The 17,075-nt window shown below is 58.7% G+C and carries 17 protein-coding genes; 6 read left to right on the top strand and 11 right to left on the bottom strand.

Features of this window, described 5'->3' with window-relative positions; translation table 11 throughout:
* Positions 1-36 precede the first annotated feature (36 nt).
* Positions 37-2,433 carry a glucose/quinate/shikimate family membrane-bound PQQ-dependent dehydrogenase gene (locus MT962_RS14095; protein ID WP_048887696.1) on the bottom strand — a complete coding sequence of 799 codons (2,397 nt, stop codon included), beginning with the start codon at positions 2,431-2,433 and terminating at the stop codon, positions 37-39.
* A 194-nt stretch (positions 2,434-2,627) separates the two neighbouring features.
* On the opposite strand from MT962_RS14095, the gene hpt reads away from it, so the two are divergent.
* Entirely contained in the window at positions 2,628-3,164 is a 537-nt protein-coding gene (hpt, locus tag MT962_RS14100) for a hypoxanthine phosphoribosyltransferase (RefSeq protein WP_024558159.1), read from the top strand.
* A 42-nt stretch (positions 3,165-3,206) separates the two neighbouring features.
* On the opposite strand, the gene can is transcribed toward hpt, so the two are convergent.
* On the bottom strand, positions 3,207-3,869 hold the full coding sequence (can, locus tag MT962_RS14105) for a carbonate dehydratase (RefSeq protein ID WP_024558158.1): 663 nt from the start codon (positions 3,867-3,869) through the stop codon (positions 3,207-3,209).
* Positions 3,870-3,976: 107 nt separating this feature from the next.
* On the opposite strand from can, the gene MT962_RS14110 reads away from it, so the two are divergent.
* The 4 genes from MT962_RS14110 to MT962_RS14125 all read left to right on the top strand — a co-directional run bounded on the left by MT962_RS14110 (position 3,977) and on the right by MT962_RS14125 (position 7,514).
* Positions 3,977-4,903, top strand: a complete 927-nt coding sequence (locus MT962_RS14110) for an ABC transporter ATP-binding protein (RefSeq protein WP_024560658.1) — start codon at positions 3,977-3,979, stop codon at positions 4,901-4,903.
* On the top strand, positions 4,900-5,670 hold the full coding sequence (locus MT962_RS14115; protein WP_024558156.1) for an ABC transporter permease: 771 nt from the start codon (positions 4,900-4,902) through the stop codon (positions 5,668-5,670). The genes MT962_RS14110 and MT962_RS14115 overlap by 4 nt, the downstream gene beginning before the upstream one ends.
* A 105-nt stretch (positions 5,671-5,775) precedes the next feature.
* Complete coding sequence (locus tag MT962_RS14120; protein ID WP_048887695.1) at positions 5,776-6,207, top strand: PTS sugar transporter subunit IIA; 432 nt, start codon at positions 5,776-5,778, stop codon at positions 6,205-6,207.
* Positions 6,208-6,266: 59 nt separating this feature from the next.
* Positions 6,267-7,514 carry a polysaccharide deacetylase family protein gene (locus MT962_RS14125; protein WP_024560657.1) on the top strand — a complete coding sequence of 416 codons (1,248 nt, stop codon included), beginning with the start codon at positions 6,267-6,269 and terminating at the stop codon, positions 7,512-7,514.
* 45 nt (positions 7,515-7,559) lie between these two features.
* Here the strand turns inward: MT962_RS14125 and panD are convergent, their stop codons facing one another.
* The 9 genes from panD to thpR form a co-directional block, all read right to left on the bottom strand.
* Entirely contained in the window at positions 7,560-7,940 is a 381-nt protein-coding gene (panD, locus tag MT962_RS14130) for an aspartate 1-decarboxylase (RefSeq protein ID WP_024558153.1), read from the bottom strand.
* A gap of 96 nt (positions 7,941-8,036) precedes the next feature.
* Positions 8,037-8,891 carry a pantoate--beta-alanine ligase gene (panC, locus tag MT962_RS14135; protein ID WP_247365899.1) on the bottom strand — a complete coding sequence of 285 codons (855 nt, stop codon included), beginning with the start codon at positions 8,889-8,891 and terminating at the stop codon, positions 8,037-8,039.
* A gap of 13 nt (positions 8,892-8,904) precedes the next feature.
* The gene (gene panB, locus MT962_RS14140) at positions 8,905-9,699 is read right to left on the bottom strand and encodes a 3-methyl-2-oxobutanoate hydroxymethyltransferase (RefSeq protein ID WP_024558151.1); all 795 of its coding nucleotides are present in this window, start codon (positions 9,697-9,699) and stop codon (positions 8,905-8,907) included.
* A gap of 90 nt (positions 9,700-9,789) precedes the next feature.
* Positions 9,790-10,269: a 2-amino-4-hydroxy-6-hydroxymethyldihydropteridine diphosphokinase gene (folK, locus tag MT962_RS14145; protein WP_247365901.1), complete on the bottom strand. Its 480-nt coding sequence runs from the start codon at positions 10,267-10,269 to the stop codon at positions 9,790-9,792.
* Entirely contained in the window at positions 10,266-11,663 is a 1,398-nt protein-coding gene (gene pcnB, locus MT962_RS14150; RefSeq protein ID WP_208855877.1) for a polynucleotide adenylyltransferase PcnB, read from the bottom strand. Before pcnB ends, folK begins: the two co-directional genes overlap by 4 nt.
* 50 nt (positions 11,664-11,713) lie before the next feature.
* Positions 11,714-12,610 carry a tRNA glutamyl-Q(34) synthetase GluQRS gene (gene gluQRS, locus MT962_RS14155; RefSeq protein ID WP_247365903.1) on the bottom strand — a complete coding sequence of 299 codons (897 nt, stop codon included), beginning with the start codon at positions 12,608-12,610 and terminating at the stop codon, positions 11,714-11,716.
* 74 nt (positions 12,611-12,684) lie between these two features.
* Positions 12,685-13,140: an RNA polymerase-binding protein DksA gene (gene dksA, locus MT962_RS14160; protein ID WP_007749299.1), complete on the bottom strand. Its 456-nt coding sequence runs from the start codon at positions 13,138-13,140 to the stop codon at positions 12,685-12,687.
* 178 nt (positions 13,141-13,318) lie between these two features.
* Positions 13,319-14,023: a DNA/RNA nuclease SfsA gene (sfsA, locus tag MT962_RS14165; RefSeq protein ID WP_247365904.1), complete on the bottom strand. Its 705-nt coding sequence runs from the start codon at positions 14,021-14,023 to the stop codon at positions 13,319-13,321.
* Positions 14,024-14,033: 10 nt separating this feature from the next.
* Entirely contained in the window at positions 14,034-14,561 is a 528-nt protein-coding gene (thpR, locus tag MT962_RS14170) for an RNA 2',3'-cyclic phosphodiesterase (RefSeq protein WP_247365905.1), read from the bottom strand.
* Between the two features lie 73 nt (positions 14,562-14,634).
* Here thpR and hrpB point away from each other — a divergent pair, with 73 nt between their 5' ends.
* A complete protein-coding gene (hrpB, locus tag MT962_RS14175; protein ID WP_247365906.1) occupies positions 14,635-17,064 on the top strand; it encodes an ATP-dependent helicase HrpB in 2,430 nt (809 codons plus the stop codon).
* Positions 17,065-17,075: the final 11 nt, after the last annotated feature.

Here is a 17,075-nt window from a genome sequence, read left to right on the forward strand (position 1 = left end):
CCCTCAGTGAGGGGCTTTTGTTTTACTTATCGCAGATTATTTCGCGTCATCCGGCAGCGCATAGGCAACGATATAGTCGCCCATCTTCGTGCCAAACGACCCGTGGCCGCCTGCGGAAACCACCACATACTGCTTACCGTTAACTTCATACGTCATCGGCGTGGCCTGGCCGCCTGCCGGCAGGCGTCCTTCCCACAGCTTATCGCCGTTGGTTACGTTGTAAGCGCGCAGGTAGTTGTCCGCCGTCGCGGCGATGAACAGCACGTTGCCCGCGGTTGAAATCGGACCGCCCAGCATCGGCATGCCCAGCGTGAACGGAACCGGAACCGGCATCGGGAAGCCGAAGCTGTCGCGCGGGGTACCGATGCGTTTCTGCCAGACAATTTTGTTGGTCTTAAGATCCAGCGCGGAGATATAACCCCAGGCAGGCTGTTTACACGGCAGACCAAACGGCGACAGGAACGGGTTCAGCGTTACGCCATACGGCACGCCGTACTGCGGCTGAATGCCGGATTCAGAGCCAGTGCCCTGCGCGTCTTTCGGCTGCTCCATCGGGTTGCCCGGGCCGCGCGGGATCAGTTTAGAGACGAACGGCAGTGCAATCGGGTTAGCAATCGCGACCTGACGGTTCTGGTCAACAGAGAGACCGCCCCATTCAAACATCCCCAGGTTGCCCGGGAAGACCAGCGTGCCCTGTTCAGAAGGCGGCGTGAAGATACCTTCATAACGCATGCTGTGGAACATCACGCGGCAAACCAGCTGGTCGAACATGGTGGCGCCCCACATGTTCGCGCCGCTCAGATCTTGCTTCGGACGGAAGGAGAGATCAGAGAAGGGCTGGGTCGGCGTCACGTAGTCGCCTTTCGCTGCGCCCTGCGGAACCGGTTTTTCCGGCGCCGGGACCACGAGCTGGCCGTTGCGACGGTCAAGCACAAAGATGTTGCCTGTTTTCGCCGGCGCATAGATAACCGGTACGGTCTGGCCGTTCACGGTAATGTCGGCAAGCGTCGGCTGGGCCGGCAGGTCCATATCCCACAGGTCGTGGTGAACGGTCTGATAAGACCAGGCGAGCTTACCGGTAGAGGCGTTCAGCGCCACAATGGAGCTGGCATAGCGTTCCTGCTCCGGCGTGCGGTTGCCGCCCCAGATATCCGGCGTGGTCACGCCCATCGGCAGATAAACCAGATCCAGCTTCGCGTCATAGGCGGCTGGCGCCCAGGAGTTCGGCGAGTTCGGCGTGAAGTGATGTTCGTCCGCCGGAATAGCGTTCGGATCTTTCGCGCCCGGATCGAAGGCCCACAGCAGCGCGCCGGTGTTGATATCAAAACCACGAATAACGCCGGAAGGCTCACGGGTGGAGAAGTTATCGGTTACCGCACCGGCAATCACAATCACTTTATCAGTGACGATCGGCGGCGACGTCGGCTCGTACATGCCCGGCGTGGTGACCGGCATGTTGGTCTGCAGGTTCAGGATGCCTTTGTTAGCAAAGGTCTGGCACAGCTTGCCGTTATCAGCGTTCACCGCAAACAGACGGCCGTCGTTTACCGGCAGGATAATGCGGCGCGGACAGTCGGCCAGCACTTCCGGCGTCGCGTTAGCCGGGGTAGCCTCATGGTAAGAGACGCCGCGGCAGGTCACGTGCTGGAAGGTCGGGTTGGTATTCAGCTGCGGATCGAGGTGCCACTTTTCTTTACCGGTCGCGGCATCCAGCGCGAAAAGACGCTGATGCGCGGTGCAGAGGTAAAGGGTGTCGCGCACTTTAATCGGCGTTACTTCGTTGGTGATTTCACCCGGATCGTTCGGCAGCTTCAGGTCGCCGGTACGGAAAGTCCAGGCTTCTTTAAGCTGGTGGACGTTATCGGCGTTGATCTGCTTAAGAGGAGAATAACGCTGGCCTTCCTGGTTGCGGCCATAAGCCGGCCAGTCGCCTTCCGGAATGGCTGCCGCGCCGCTTGCCGCTGCCGCCGTGGCGTCGGCGGAAAGGGTGCCGTGAATCTCTTGCGGGTCGTTGAAGGCCGCCCATACCAGCATGCCGCCGGTAATGATAAGCGAAACCACCAGCGCGGTAACGCCCGGGCGCGCAGGCGTGGCGAGACGGCGCCAGACAAACGGCAGAATCAGCCAGATGCCAAAGAACACCAGCACGTCGCAGCGCGGCGTCAGGGCCCAGAAATCGAAACCGACTTCCCAGACGCCCCAAATCATGGTGCAAAGCAGGATAGCGGCATAAAGCCAGAGCGCCGCCGCGTTACGACGCCACAGCAGCCAGGCTGTCGCCAGCATCGCCACCCCGGCGATAGGGTAGTACCAGGAGCCGCCAATGGCGACCAGCCATACCCCTCCAATTAATAAATAAAGTCCGCACAATGCTGCGAACAGGGCTGTCAGAGTCACGAGCAAACGTGACTGTTTTACTTTTGTTTCCGCCATAATGACACTCGTAAATTTTTAGTAGCAACTAATTATAGTTATTAACATGTGTGATCTGAATCACAATAAGGGCTTTTTTGTGCATTTCTGCCGTAAATGCTTTTTGCTGGTATACTGCCTGCCTTATCAATAAGCGCTGGCGAACGAAACGCTGCCGTTTGATGATTCAAATTTAAAATCAGATGGTTATAGATATGAAACATACTGTAGAAGTAATGATCCCCGAAGCGGACATCAAAGCGCGCGTTGCAGAACTGGGACGTGAAATAACCGAGCGTTATAAAGACAGCGGCAGCGATATGGTGCTGGTCGGCCTGTTGCGCGGCTCGTTTATGTTCATGGCGGACCTCTGCCGCGAAGTGCAGGTTTCCCATGAGGTCGATTTTATGACCGCTTCGAGCTACGGCAGCGGCATGTCGACAACGCGCGATGTGAAAATCCTGAAAGATCTGGATGAAGACATCCGCGGCAAAGATGTGCTGATCGTCGAAGATATTATCGACTCCGGCAATACGCTGTCGAAAGTGCGCGAGATCCTGAGCCTGCGCGGACCGAAATCGCTGGCTATCTGCACGTTACTGGATAAACCTTCCCGTCGTGAAGTGGAAGTGAACGTCGAGTTTATCGGTTTTTCCATTCCGGATGAGTTTGTGGTGGGTTACGGCATCGATTACGCTCAGCGCTATCGTCATCTGCCGTACATCGGCAAAGTGGTTCCGCTTGCCGAGTAATGACGGGTATAAAAAAGGGGCCGCGGCCCCTTTTTTTCGCTATTACTTATGAATATTGTGCGTTTGCTGAAGATTGCCGATGCCGCTGCGATAGCGCTGTTCCAGCGTTTCGCGGTCAGCTGCGGCTACCTGCAGGTCGCGCAGCAGGCCATCGTGGATGCCGTAGGCCCAGCCGTGAATGGTCACTTTCTGGCCGCGTTTCCACGCTGACTGCATGATGGTGGAGTGGCCCAGGTTATAAACCTGCTCCATCACGTTCAGCTCGCACAGCGCGTCGAGGCGCTTCTCCTGCGGGATTTCACCAAGCAGTGAGCTATGTTTAAGCCAGATGTCGCGGATGTGCAGCAGCCAGTTGTTAATAAGCCCAAGCTCAGGGTTTTCTACCGCTGCCTGCACGCCGCCGCAGCCGTAGTGTCCACAGATAATAATGTGTTCCACTTCAAGCACGTCAACCGCATACTGAATGACCGAAAGGCAGTTAAGATCGGTATGGATGACCAGGTTGGCAACGTTGCGGTGAACGAAAATCTCACCCGGTTCGAGGCCAGTAAGGCGCTCGGCGGGCACGCGGCTGTCTGAGCAGCCAATCCACAGAAAGCGCGGCTTCTGTGCTTTCGCCAGTCGTTCGAAAAAGCCCGGGTCCTCTTCCACCAGCATTTTGGACCACTGGACGTTGTTGCTAATTAGTGTGTCGATATCTTTCATAAAGGTTAACGGCCTGTAACCGAAGAATTGCGTTGGGGTAATATAGGACAACTCAAAAATTTTTTAAACCACACAACTTTTGTGCGAAATAAGGTAACCGAATATCCATGACAATAGCACTGGAACTGGAGCAATTAAAGAAAACCTACGCAGGCGGGGTACAAGCGCTGCGTGGGATTGATTTAAAAGTGGAGGCGGGAGATTTTTACGCGCTGCTTGGCCCAAACGGCGCGGGCAAATCCACGACCATCGGCATCATCAGCTCGCTGGTGAATAAAACGTCCGGACGCGTTCGGGTGTTTGGCTATGATCTTGAGCGTGACGTGGTGAACGCTAAACGTCAGCTCGGCCTCGTGCCGCAGGAGTTTAACTTCAACCCCTTCGAGACGGTGCAGCAGATTGTGGTCAACCAGGCGGGCTACTACGGCGTGGATCGCCGCGAAGCCGTCGCGCGCAGCGAAAAATACCTTAACCAGCTCGATCTGTGGGAAAAACGCAACGAACGTGCGCGTATGCTCTCCGGCGGGATGAAGCGCCGTTTGATGATAGCCCGCGCGTTAATGCACGAGCCGAAGCTACTGATCCTTGATGAACCGACAGCGGGCGTGGACATTGAACTGCGCCGCTCCATGTGGGGCTTTCTTAAAGATCTCAACGACAAAGGCACCACCATCATCCTCACCACCCACTATCTGGAAGAGGCGGAGATGTTGTGCCGCAACATCGGCATCATCCAGCGCGGCGAGCTGGTGGAAAACACCTCAATGAAGTCGCTGCTTTCCAAGCTGAAATCAGAAACCTTTATCCTCGATCTGGCGCCGAAAAGCCCGCTGCCGAAGCTTGACGGGTACCAGTACCGGCTGGTGGATACTTCTACGCTGGAAGTGGAAGTGCTGCGCGAGCAGGGGATCAATAGCGTCTTTAACCAGCTGACGGCGCAGGGAATTCAGGTATTAAGCATGCGTAACAAAGCCAACCGTCTTGAAGAGCTGTTTGTCACGCTGGTGAACGAAAAACAAGGAGACCACGCATGATGCAGCTTTACTGGGTGGCGCTAAAAAGCATCTGGGCCAAAGAGATCCACCGCTTTACCCGAATCTGGGTGCAGACGCTGGTGCCGCCGGTCATCACCATGACGCTTTATTTCATTATTTTTGGCAACCTGATTGGCTCGCGTATCGGCGAAATGCATGGCTTCACCTACATGCAGTTCATCGTGCCGGGGCTGATTATGATGGCGGTGATCACCAACGCGTATGCCAACGTCGCCTCGTCGTTCTTCAGCGCCAAATTCCAGCGCAACATTGAAGAACTGCTGGTTGCGCCGGTGCCAACGCACGTGATTATCGCAGGCTATGTGGGCGGCGGCGTGGCGCGCGGCCTCTGCGTCGGCATTCTGGTTACGGCGGTTTCACTCTTCTTCGTGCCGTTCCAGGTTCACTCCTGGCTTTTTGTTGGCCTGACGCTGCTGCTCACCGCCGTGCTTTTCTCGCTGGCCGGCTTGCTGAACGCGGTGTTCGCGAAAACCTTTGATGACATCAGCCTGATCCCGACCTTCGTGCTGACGCCGCTGACTTACCTCGGCGGGGTGTTCTATTCGCTGACGCTGCTGCCGCCGTTCTGGCAGGCGCTGTCGCACTTAAACCCGATAGTCTACATGATTAGCGGTTTCCGCTTCGGTTTTCTCGGCATCAGCGATGTTCCGCTGCTCTTTACCGTTGCGGTACTGGCGGCGTTTATCATCGTCTTTTACCTGCTGTGCTGGTATTTGATTAGCCGCGGACGCGGTCTGCGCACCTGAAAAAAAGCCCTCCCGTCGCGGAGGGCTTTTTCTTTCTGTTGATGCATGTCAGCCCTGCGATTTCTCCCTGAGGTAAACTGCCCGCCTGAAACAAGGAGATACGCTATGTTAGGGTGGGTTATCGTCTGTCGCGGCTACGCGGCGCAGGAGATGCAGGCGGCGCTGGAAGAAAAAGCGGGCGCGCTGGCGCAGTGCCGGGCGGTGAATGTGCAGGAAGGGCTAAGCGCCAACATGCTGAGCCGTATGCTCTGCGACGCGCTGCACGAAACCGACAGCGGCGACGGCGTCATTTTCTTCACCGAAGAGAATGGCGGCACGCCTTATCGCACCGCCGCGCTGTTGAGCCATAAGCATCCCCACTGCGAAGTCATCTCGGGCGTGACGGTTGCGTTGCTGGGCGCTGCGGTTGCATGGCGAGAAACGCTGACCAGCGAATCTTTTCGCTTGAAAATTGTAGAGCAGGGCGGCGAAAACGTTAGCAGCCTCTGGCACCAGCAACAGAAAAACCCGCCCTTTGTGCTCAAACACGCGCTGTAATTGCCGGTAGGTTTGTTAAACTGGCTGCCACTCGCTTCACTCTGGTTCAGTGCTTCATCATGTTGACTCGTCTTCTGTTTAGCCTGTTGCTGTTATGCGCAGGCGCCGCTTATGCAGGCCCGTTTGTCGGCCAGCCTGTGCCGCCGCAATATATGCAAACCACGCAGGATGCCGATATCTGGGCGCAGGTTGGGGACCAGGTTATCTCGGTGGGCACGATAGAAGAGGGGCAAATAATCGCCGTTTCGCCGATGGCGGCGGACTATTACGAGTTCCGTTTCGGCTTCGGCACCGGGTTTATCGATAAACAACATCTGGAGCCGGTGCAGGGCAAACAGCGGGTGCAGGACAGGTTGGGCGATCTGAATAAGCCGCTCAGCAACCAGAATTTGCTTACCTGGCAGGATGTCACCGTCTATAACGCTCCGGACAGCCGCAGCGCGCCGTTCGGCACGCTTGCAGAAAACCTGCGCTACCCGATTATCGGCAAGCTTAAAGACCGTTTGAACCAGACCTGGTATGAGGTTCGCATCGGCAACCGCCTGGGCTATATCAGCAGCCTTGACGCGCAGGAGGATAACGGCATTCCGGTGCTAACGTACCACCATATCCTGCGCGATGAAGAGAACACCCGTTTTCGGCACACCTCCACCACCACTTCCGTGCGCGCGTTCAACAACCAGATGACCTGGCTGCGCGACAGGGGCTATGCGACGCTGTCGATGTACCAGCTGGAGGGCTACGTGCGAAACCGCATGAATCTGCCTGCTCGCGCGGTGGTTATCACTTTTGACGATGGGCTGAAATCGGTAAGCCGCTACGCGTACCCGGTACTGAAGCAGTATGGCTTTAAAGCCACCGCCTTTATTATCTCATCCCGCATTAAAGGCCGCCCGCAACGCTGGGACCCGAAGTCGCTGCAGTTTATGAGCGTTTCTGAACTGCGGGAGATAGCCGATGTGTTCGATATTCAGTCCCACACCCATTTCCTTCATCGCGTCGATGCGCTGCATCACCCCATACTGTTAAGCCGCAGCTATCACAATGTGCTGTTTGACTTTGAACGTTCGCGCCGCGCGCTGGCGCAGTTCAATCCGCACGTGCTCTATCTTTCTTATCCATTCGGCGGCTATGACGAGAAAGCGGTGAAGGCGGCCAACGACGCCGGTTTTCATCTGGCGGTTACGACGGTGAAGGGAAAAGTAAAGCCGGGAGACAACCCGTTCCTGCTTAAGCGGCTCTATATTTTGAAAACGGACTCGCTGGAGACCATGGCGAAAATCATTACGAACCAGCCGCAGGGATAACGCTCAGATACAACAAGGCCCTCGCGAAGAGGGCCTGGAAGGGGTTCAGGCAACCTGAACCGGTACGGCTTTCGCCTTGCGCTTCATTTCGTTATCACCTTCGAAATACGCGACTTTTGGCTGCCAGGCGCGCGCTTCGGCATCCGGCATCGTGACATAACTCGCGATGATAAGAATATCGCCCACATCCGCGCAGTGCGCCGCAGCGCCGTTAACGGAGATGATTTTTGAACCGCGCTCGCCGGCGATGGCGTACGTTGAGAAGCGTTTGCCATTGGTCACGTTGTAGATATCAATGGCTTCATATTCCAGAATACCCGCCGCCTCAAGGAAATCCTGATCAATGGCGCAGGAGCCTTCGTAATGCAAGTCCGCCTGAGTCACTTTGACGCGATGCAGCTTGCCCTGCAGCATTGTGCGAATCATAAATAGAACCTTGTTTACCAGAACGATATCAGCGCGGCGTTTACCGCCGCACCAGGAATTTATCCCGGGCAGTATTGCCCGTTTTATACCCTCTGTCTACTGGGTTAATTCCACGGTCTGATTGTCTATCAGCCGTGCCTGACCGAGCCACGCCGCCATCAAAATAACCGCGCGCGAACTCTTGTCATTCAGCTCCAGCAGGGTGTCGGCATCGCGAATTTGCAGGTCGTCCGGACGGAAGCCTTTCTCGCTCAGCTCCTGCGCCGCCGCCGCCAGCATCTCGTCCTGGTTATGCTCGCCCGCGCGCAGCTTCTGCGCGATGGCGTTCATCACTTTGCTAAGGGTAGGGGCGATTTTCCGCTGATCGCTGGTGAGATAGCCGTTGCGCGAACTCAGCGCCAGGCCATCTTTCGCGCGTACGGTCGGCACGCCGACGATGTCGATGTCGTAGCCCATGTCCGCGACCATCTTGCGAATCAGCGCCAGCTGCTGGTAATCCTTCTCGCCAAAGCAGGCGATATCCGGCTGCACCAGGTTAAAGAGCTTGCTCACTACCGTGGATACGCCGCGAAAATGGCCCGGACGGCTGGCGCCTTCCAGGATGGAGGAGATGCCAGGCACTTCAACAAAGGTCTGCTCGCCCATGCCTTTCGGGTAAATCTCTTCCGGCGTCGGCGCGAACACCATGTCCGCGCCGCGGCGGTTCAGCTTCTCGCAATCTTCCTGCAGCGTACGCGGGTAACGCGCCAGGTCGTCGGCGCGGTCAAACTGCATTGGGTTGACGAAAATACTCACCACCACCACATCGGCGCGGGCTTTCGCTTCGTCCACCAGCTTCATATGACCGTCGTGCAGGTTACCCATGGTCGGCACCAGCGCCACGCGTTTGCCTTCCATGCGAAAGCGGCGAATATGCTGGCGCAGCAGCGGTAAGGTTTCAATAATCAGCACAACCGTACTCCTGTCAGTGGAAACTGTGTTCTTCGCCCGGATAGGCGCCGGACGTCACTTCAGCAATATACTGGCGCACCGCGGCGCGCATATCGCCCGCTTGCGCGAGAAAGTTTTTAGCAAATTTAGGAATGTGGCCGCCAGTGATGCCGAAAGCGTCGTGCATCACCAGAATTTGGCCGTCGGTAACGTTGCCCGCGCCGATGCCGATAACCGGAATGGAGAGCGCGTCGGTGACGCGTTTAGCGAGCTCCACCGGCACGCACTCCAGCACCAGCAGCTGCGCGCCTGCCGCTTCCAGCGCCAGCGCGTCATCCAGCAGCGTTTGCGCGGCGGCTTCGTCGCGGCCCTGCACTTTATAGCCGCCGAAGATGTTGACCGACTGCGGCGTCAGCCCCAGATGGCCGCAAACCGGCACGGCGCGCTCGGTCAGCATGCGCACGGTCTCGGCGAGCCAGCGGCCGCCCTCGATCTTCACCATGTTGGCGCCCGCGCGCATAACGGTCGCGGCATTTTCAAACGCCTGTTCCGGCGTGGCGTACGCCATAAACGGCAGATCGGCGAGCAGCAGACACTGCGGCGCGCCGCGGCGTACCGCACGGGTGTGGTAGGCAATCTCGTCAACGGTGACCGGCAGCGTGGAGTCATGGCCCTGTATAGTCATGCCCAGCGAATCGCCCACCAGCATTACGCTAATGCCTTCTTCGGCAAACAGCTTCGCGAAGCTGTAGTCGTAGGCGGTAATGGTGGCGAAGCGGGTCTTTTCCTGTTTCCAGCGGCGCAGCTGGGAGATGGTTGTCGGTTTCATAACAATCCCGAAATTTGAAAATGAAACGTAGTGTAATCGATTGCCAGAAGTGTGGATAGCCACACTTTTAGCATGGCTTTTTCGGGGGTTTTACCAGCGGGAAATGCCCGTCTGGTCAAGCGTGGCAAGCACGCTCGCCAGCGGCGCGCCGTCGGGGAAGCGCAGCGTGGGCGCAATCTCGCTCAGCGGAAGCAGCATGAAAGCGCGGTTTTTCATGTCGTAGTGGGGCACCGTCAGACGCGGCGTGTTAATCACCTCGTCGCCGAACAGCATGATATCGAGATCGAGGGTGCGCGGGCCCCAGCGTTCCGCTTTGCGCACCCGACCCTGCTCCCGTTCAATGCGCTGGGTGTGGTCGAGCAGCACTTGCGGGGCGAGGGCGGTTTCCAGCGCCACGGCGGCATTCAGGTAATCAGGCTGATCCTGCGGGCCGAGCGGCGGAGTGCGGTAGAAGCTGGACTGCGCCAGCAACCGGCTTTGGGCTATCGCCGCGAGCGCGGCAATCGCCGCGTTGACCTGATCGAGCGGCGAAGCCAGGTTGCTGCCTATCGCAATATAGGCGATGGTCATGCATTGCCTTCGCGGCGCGGCGCGCGACGGCGGGGACGACGGTTGCGGCGACGCGCTTCCGGTTCATCGCCAAGGTCGTTCAGCATGTCTTTTTGCAGCGGCGGCGCGGCGGACTGGAACTCGCCCCACCAGCGGGCGAGGCGCTGCAGTTCGGCGTTGCTTTCCGCCTCGGCGCGCAGCGCCAGCAGATCGTAAGCGGCGCGGAATTTCGGATGCTCCATCAGCTTCCACGCGCGTTTGCCCTGGCGGCGCGACAGGCGCAGTTGCAACTGCCAGATATCACGGATAAGCGTGGTGATGCGCTTTGGAATGGCGAGCGAGCGGCACGCTTCGTCCAGCACGTCGTTCATCGCCAGCGCGAAAGCGTCATAATAGGCAAGCCCGCTCTCCTGGGCGATTTTCTGCGCCGTCTCCAGCTGCGGATACCAGAACATCGCAGCGAACAAGAACGCCGGGTTCACGCGCATATCGTTATGAATGCGCGTATCGGTGTTCTTCAGCACCTGAGCGATAATCCGCTCCATCGGACTGTCGCCCTGCTCGGTAAAGTAGCGGTTGATGACGGGGAACAGCGGCTGGAACAGGTTGTACTCGCAAAGCAGCTTATACGTGGCGAAGCCATAGCCCGCCTGCAGCAGCTTCAGCGACTCTTCAAACAGGCGCGCAGGCGGCACGTCGTTTAACAGCGTGGCCAGACGTGGGATAGGTTCAGCGGTTTCTGCGCTGATGCGCATATCGAGCTTGGCGGCGAAACGCACCGCGCGCAGCATGCGCACCGGGTCTTCGCGGTAGCGCGTTTCCGGGTCGCCAATCAGGCGAATTACGCCTTCCTGCAAGTCGCGCAGGCCGCCGACGTAATCGCGGACCGTGAAATCGGCCACGCTATAGTAAAGGCTGTTAATGGTGAAATCGCGACGCTGGGCATCTTCTTCAATCGAGCCAAAGATATTATCGCGCAGCAGCATGCCATTCTGGCCGCGCTGCGAAATAGCGCGGTCGCTCTGGCTCTCTTCGTGATGACCACGGAAGGTGGCGACCTCAATGATTTCCGGCCCGAACATCACGTGAGCGAGACGGAAACGGCGCCCCACCAGCCGACAGTTGCGAAACAGTTTGCGAACCTGATCGGGCGTGGCGTTAGTCGTGACGTCAAAATCTTTCGGTTTTTTGCCAAGCAGCAGATCGCGCACGCCACCGCCGACGAGGTAGGCTTCATAGCCTGCTTTATTCAGACGGTAGAGCACCTTGAGGGCATTTTCACTGATATCTTTGCGGGAAATAGCGTGCTGTTCACGCGGGATAATCGTCATGGCTGGTTGCACGGTGGCCTCTTCAACCACGCTCTCCTCGCGGTTTAACACCTTACGGCAAAAATTAGCGACTCGGGTAAAAATAGTACACCTCGGTAGTGAGACTCTGGACAAAAAACAGCGGCTAATATAGCTCAGTGCGGCGCGTTTGAGAATGCCGGATTCACCGCAGTTGCCGCAGGCACCCTTGACAACGCCCAGTTTCGCACCGCTTCGTTAAGCAAAGCGGCGAGACTTAGCTCCCGCATGGCTTGCGTGACCGGCTGGTTTAAGAAGCGTAACGCCGCCAGCAGCACCGGGCGCGGGTCGCCGTGGCTCAGGGCTGGCGCATGGTTCTGCTTCGACAGCTTATTGCCCTGCGCGTTAAGCGCCAGCGGCAGATGCACGTAGGCTGGAACAGGCCAGCCAAACTGCCGGTAAAGCGAAATTTGCCGCACCGTGGGTTCGATCAAGTCCGCGCCGCGCACGATTTCTGTCACGCCCTGGAAGTGATCGTCCACCACGACCGCCAGGTTATAAGCAAAAAGGCCGTCGCGGCGGTGGATGATAAAATCCTCCCGCGCCAGCGCTTCGTTGGCGACGATATGCCCTCGCAGACGGTCGTCAAACGCCAGCACCGGATGCTGCTGAATAAGGCGCGTGGCGGCGTTTTCCGGGCCGTGATGCAGGTTTCGGCAGTGGCCGTCATAAATCCCGCCGATTTGCTGAATGCGGCTGCGGGGACAGGTGCAGTAGTAGCTCAGACCCTGTTCGCGCAGGAAGGCGAGCGCTTCGCGGTAGGCTTCATGGCGGGCGGACTGGTACAGCACTTCGCCATCCCAGTGCAGGCCGTAATGCTCAAGCTGGCGTAAAATTGTTTCGGCGGCGCCGGGCACTTCCCGCGGCGGATCGATATCTTCGATGCGCACCAGCCAGCGACCCTGCTGTGAGCGGGCCTGAAGATAGCTGCCAAGCGCGGCGATAAGCGAGCCGAAGTGCAGTTCGCCGGAAGGCGAGGGGGCGAAACGGCCGATATAGAGTTGCGAGGACATGGTTTACATAAGGCAGAAAAAAAACAAGGCGGGAGAAGCTCCCGCCAGTAATAAGGTCAGATAACCGTAAGCCGTTAGCCAGCCATCTGTTTTTCGCGGATTTCCGCCAGCGTTTTGCAGTCGATGCACAGATCGGCTGTCGGACGCGCTTCCAGGCGACGAATACCGATTTCCACACCGCAGGATTCGCAGTAGCCGAAATCTTCGTCTTCCACTTTTTTCAGGGTTTTTTCGATCTTTTTGATCAGCTTGCGTTCGCGGTCACGGTTGCGCAGTTCGAGGCTGAATTCCTCTTCCTGAGCGGCTCTGTCCACCGGATCAGGGAAGTTGGCAGCTTCGTCCTGCATGTGCGTAACGGTGCGATCGACTTCATCCCTGAGTTGATTACGCCACGCTTCAAGAATTCGCTTGAAGTGCGCCAGCTGGGCTTCGTTCATATACTCTTCGCCCGGTTTCTCTTGATACGGCTCCACCCCAGCGATGGCGAGAATACTCAGGGACGATGTTTTACGGTTTTGCCCTTCTTGCATGTTGCTTCTCCTTAACACGCACTATCGATCCCCTTGTCGGGGGAAAAATCAGGCCGCTATAAATAGCAGAAGCTTTTCCGGATAGCAATTATCTAAACGTTACACTTGACAACCCTGTGAGGAAAAGCGTATTCGCATACGCGACCAGAACGGTTAAACAACAATTCTTATCAAAAGTTTATAAGTTGACCGCTAACGGCGACGTTAACGTCATTGCGGTAGCCGAAAGCGAAGCTTTCCACGCCATCACTTCCACCCCACTGCGCTGCGCTTCTTCCAGAAGCCCGGCGTACCGGGGATCGATATGGCGAGCGGGAGCAACCTGGTCGATAGCGGAGTGCAGCACCGCAAATAACAAAACGGCGCGTTCGCCACTGGCCGCCACGCTCATCAGCTCCCGTAAATGCTTCTGACCCCGTACCGTTACCGCATCGGGAAAGTAGCCCGATCCCTGTTCCGATAGCGTTACGGATTTCACCTCAATATAGCAGTTAACCCTGTAATCCGCCTGCAACATAAAGTCGATGCGGCTGCGCTCCGCCCCATACTTTACTTCGCTCTGAATGGAGGTATAACCGGCCAGTTCCGGCAGGCGGTTTTCCACCAGCGCCTCCTTCACGAGCGCGTTGGCCCGTAAAGTATTAACGCAGATAAGCGAACCGGTTTGGGTTTCGGTTAATTCCCAGGTATGCGGATATTTTCTCGTCAGGTTCGGCGAGGTGGAGTACCACACGGTGTCGCCGGGCGTGGCGCAGCCGGTCATCGCGCCCGTATTGGGGCAATGCAGCGTCAGCGTCTCGCCTTGCGGCGTGATCACATCGGCGAGAAAACGCTTATAGCGCTTAATCAGCGTGGCGGATTGCAGGGGAGGGGTAAATTCCATTTCGCTTCCTTTATTTAAGCAACCAGCGATCGACTGGCTTGTAACGCGTGCGTCCCTGTTCGAACAGCGACTCATAGAGCACGAAAGCATCAACAGGGAACGTCCAGCCAAAGCCAGGCGGCGGCAGCGCAACCCGGTGCTGAGCGTTGCGCAGTAATGTGACATGCGGATGAAAGGGCTGCGGCGACTGCGCGCAGCCGCTGCGTGCGGCCTGGGCGCGCAGCAGATTCGCCAACTGCAGCAACCCTCTCGGCGCCTGGCGCGGCCCAAGCCAGACGACGCGCGAGCGAGGCCAGTGGCCCGCGTCGTCCAGGCGAAGCTGGAACCCGGGCTGAGCGATACGGCCTGCCTGGGCGGCGAGTACCCGCTGCTTCTCCTCGCTCACGTCGCCCAGGAAAGCGAGCGTAATGTGCAGGTTGGCCGCCGCTATCGGGCGCCCCGCTTCAACGGGAAACTGTTCGGCGCGCCAGCGCACGATGTGCTGCTGAATATCCCCGGGAATTTCAAGCGCGAAAAACAGGCGTTTAGACTCTGACATAGCGTGACTCGGTGAATGAAGAGGCGAGATGCTACAATGCTCTCCTTATTATGTTAACCCGCTGGAGCCTTTTGTGTCGTCATTGCCGGTCGCCGCCGTACTGCCTGAACTTCTCACCGCCCTGCAACACGCCCCGCAGACCCTGCTTATCGCCCCCACCGGCGCCGGGAAATCGACCTGGCTGCCGCTGCAAATTTTACAAAAGGGCGAGTTGAGCGGGCGCATTCTGCTGCTGGAGCCGCGCAGGCTGGCGGCGCGCAACGTGGCGCAGCGGCTTGCCGAACTGCTGGGCGAGGCGTGCGGCGAAACGGTAGGCTACCGCATGCGCGCTGAAACGTGCGTCGGGCCGAATACGCGCCTTGAGGTGGTGACGGAAGGCATTCTTACCCGGCTTATCCAGCGCGACCCGGAGCTTAACGGCGTTTCGCTGGTGATCCTTGATGAATTCCATGAGCGAAGCCTGCAGGCGGACCTCGCGCTTGCGCTACTGCTGGACGTGCAGCAGGGGCTGCGCGACGATCTCAGGCTGCTGATTATGTCGGCGACGCTGGACAACGCGCGGCTGCAACAGCTGCTCCCCCAGGCGCCGGTGATCGTGTCCGAGGGCCGGGCGTTTGCCGTCGAGCGCCGTTACCAGGCGCTCAGCGCCCACCAGCGCTTCGACGACGCGGTAGCGCAGGCGGTGAGCGGGCTGCTGCGAGAAGAACGCGGCTCGCTGCTGCTCTTTTTGCCAGGCGTGGGCGAGATCCAGCGCGTGCAGGAGCAACTGGCCGAACGCGTCGCCTCCGATGTGCTCCTCTGTCCGCTCTACGGCGCGCTGCCGCTGAGCGAACAGCGCAAAGCGATTCTGCCCGCGCCGCCGGGCTTTCGCAAAGTGGTGCTGGCGACCAATATCGCCGAGACCAGTCTTACCATTGAGGGCATTCGTCTGGTGGTGGACAGCGCCCAGGAGCGCGTGGCGCGCTTCGATGCCCGTACCGGCTTAACGCGGCTGGTGACGCAGCGGGTAAGCCAGGCTTCCATGACCCAGCGCGCAGGCCGCGCCGGGCGTCTGGAAGAGGGCATCTGCCTGCATCTTATCGGCAAAGAGCAGGCGGAGCGCGCGGCGGCGCAGGGCGAACCGGAGATCCTGCAAAGCGATCTCGCCGGTCTGCTGCTGGAGCTGTTGCAGTGGGGATGCCGGGATGTCAGCGAGCTTAGCTGGCTCGATACGCCGCCTGCGGCTAACCTTCAGGCGGCGCGGGCGCTGCTAAGCCAACTGGGCGCGCTGGAGAACAACGCGCTTACGGCGCGCGGACGTCAGATGGCGCAGCTTGGCAACGACCCGCGTCTGGCCGCGATGCTGGTCGGCGCAGGCGATGCGGACGAGCAGGCCACTGCCGCCCGTCTCGCCGCGCTGCTGGAAGAGCCGCCGCGCGGCAGGGAAAGCGATCTGCGCGGCGCCTTTGCCCGCAACCAGAGCAACTGGCAGGCGCGCAGCAACCAGCTGCTTAAGCGATTAAAATCGTCCGGCGGTAGAGGCGACATTTCGCTGGCCGCCGGGCTGCTGGCGCAGGCGTTTAGCGATCGCATCGCCCGCCGCCGTGGGCTGGATGGCCGTTATCAGCTCGCCAACGGCATGGGGGCGATGCTCGATCAGGACGATGCGCTCTCCCGCTACGAGTGGCTTATCGCGCCGCTGCTGTTGCAGGGCGGCAACACGCCAGACGCGCGTATATTGCTGGCGCTGCCGTTCGACCTCGACGCGCTTATCGCTGACTATCCGCACCTGTTGCAGCAGAGCGATTCGGTGGAATGGGACGAAGCCCAGGGGACGCTGAAGGCGTTTCGCCGCTGGCGGCTTGGGCAACTGGTGGTCAAGACGCAGCCGCTGTCGAAACCCTCAGAAGAAGAGCTACACCAGGCGATGCTTAACGGCATTCGCGAAAAAGGGCTTTCGGTGCTTAACTGGACGCCGGAAGCAGAACAGCTGCGTTTGCGTCTGGCCTGCGCTGCCCGCTGGCTGCCAGAGCATCCATGGCCTGCGGTGGATGACGAGGCGCTGCTGGCCTCGCTTGAGAAATGGCTGCTGCCGGAGATGAACGGCGTGCATTCGCTGCGGGCGCTAAAAAATCTGAACCTTACGGTGGCGCTTAACCATCTGCTGGAGTGGTCATTACGTCAACGGCTGGATAGTGCATTGCCAACTCATTACACTGTGCCGACCGGAAGCCGGATAGCCATTCGTTATGACGCCGATAACCCGCCTGTGCTGGCGGTGCGGATGCAGGAGATGTTTGGCGAAGCTGCAACACCGGTTATTGCCCAGGGGCGGGTGCCCCTGACGCTGGAGCTGCTTTCGCCCGCCCAGCGGCCGTTGCAGATAACCCGCGACCTGGCCGCCTTCTGGCGCGGCGCTTACCGGGAAGTGCAAAAAGAGATGAAGGGACGCTACCCGAAACACGTCTGGCCGGACGACCCGGCCAATGCGCAACCCACGCGCCGCACGAAGAAGTATTCGTAACGCAGCGGGAG

The sequence above is a fragment of the Franconibacter sp. IITDAS19 genome (assembly GCF_023079515.1).
Lineage (GTDB): Bacteria > Pseudomonadota > Gammaproteobacteria > Enterobacterales > Enterobacteriaceae > Franconibacter > Franconibacter pulveris.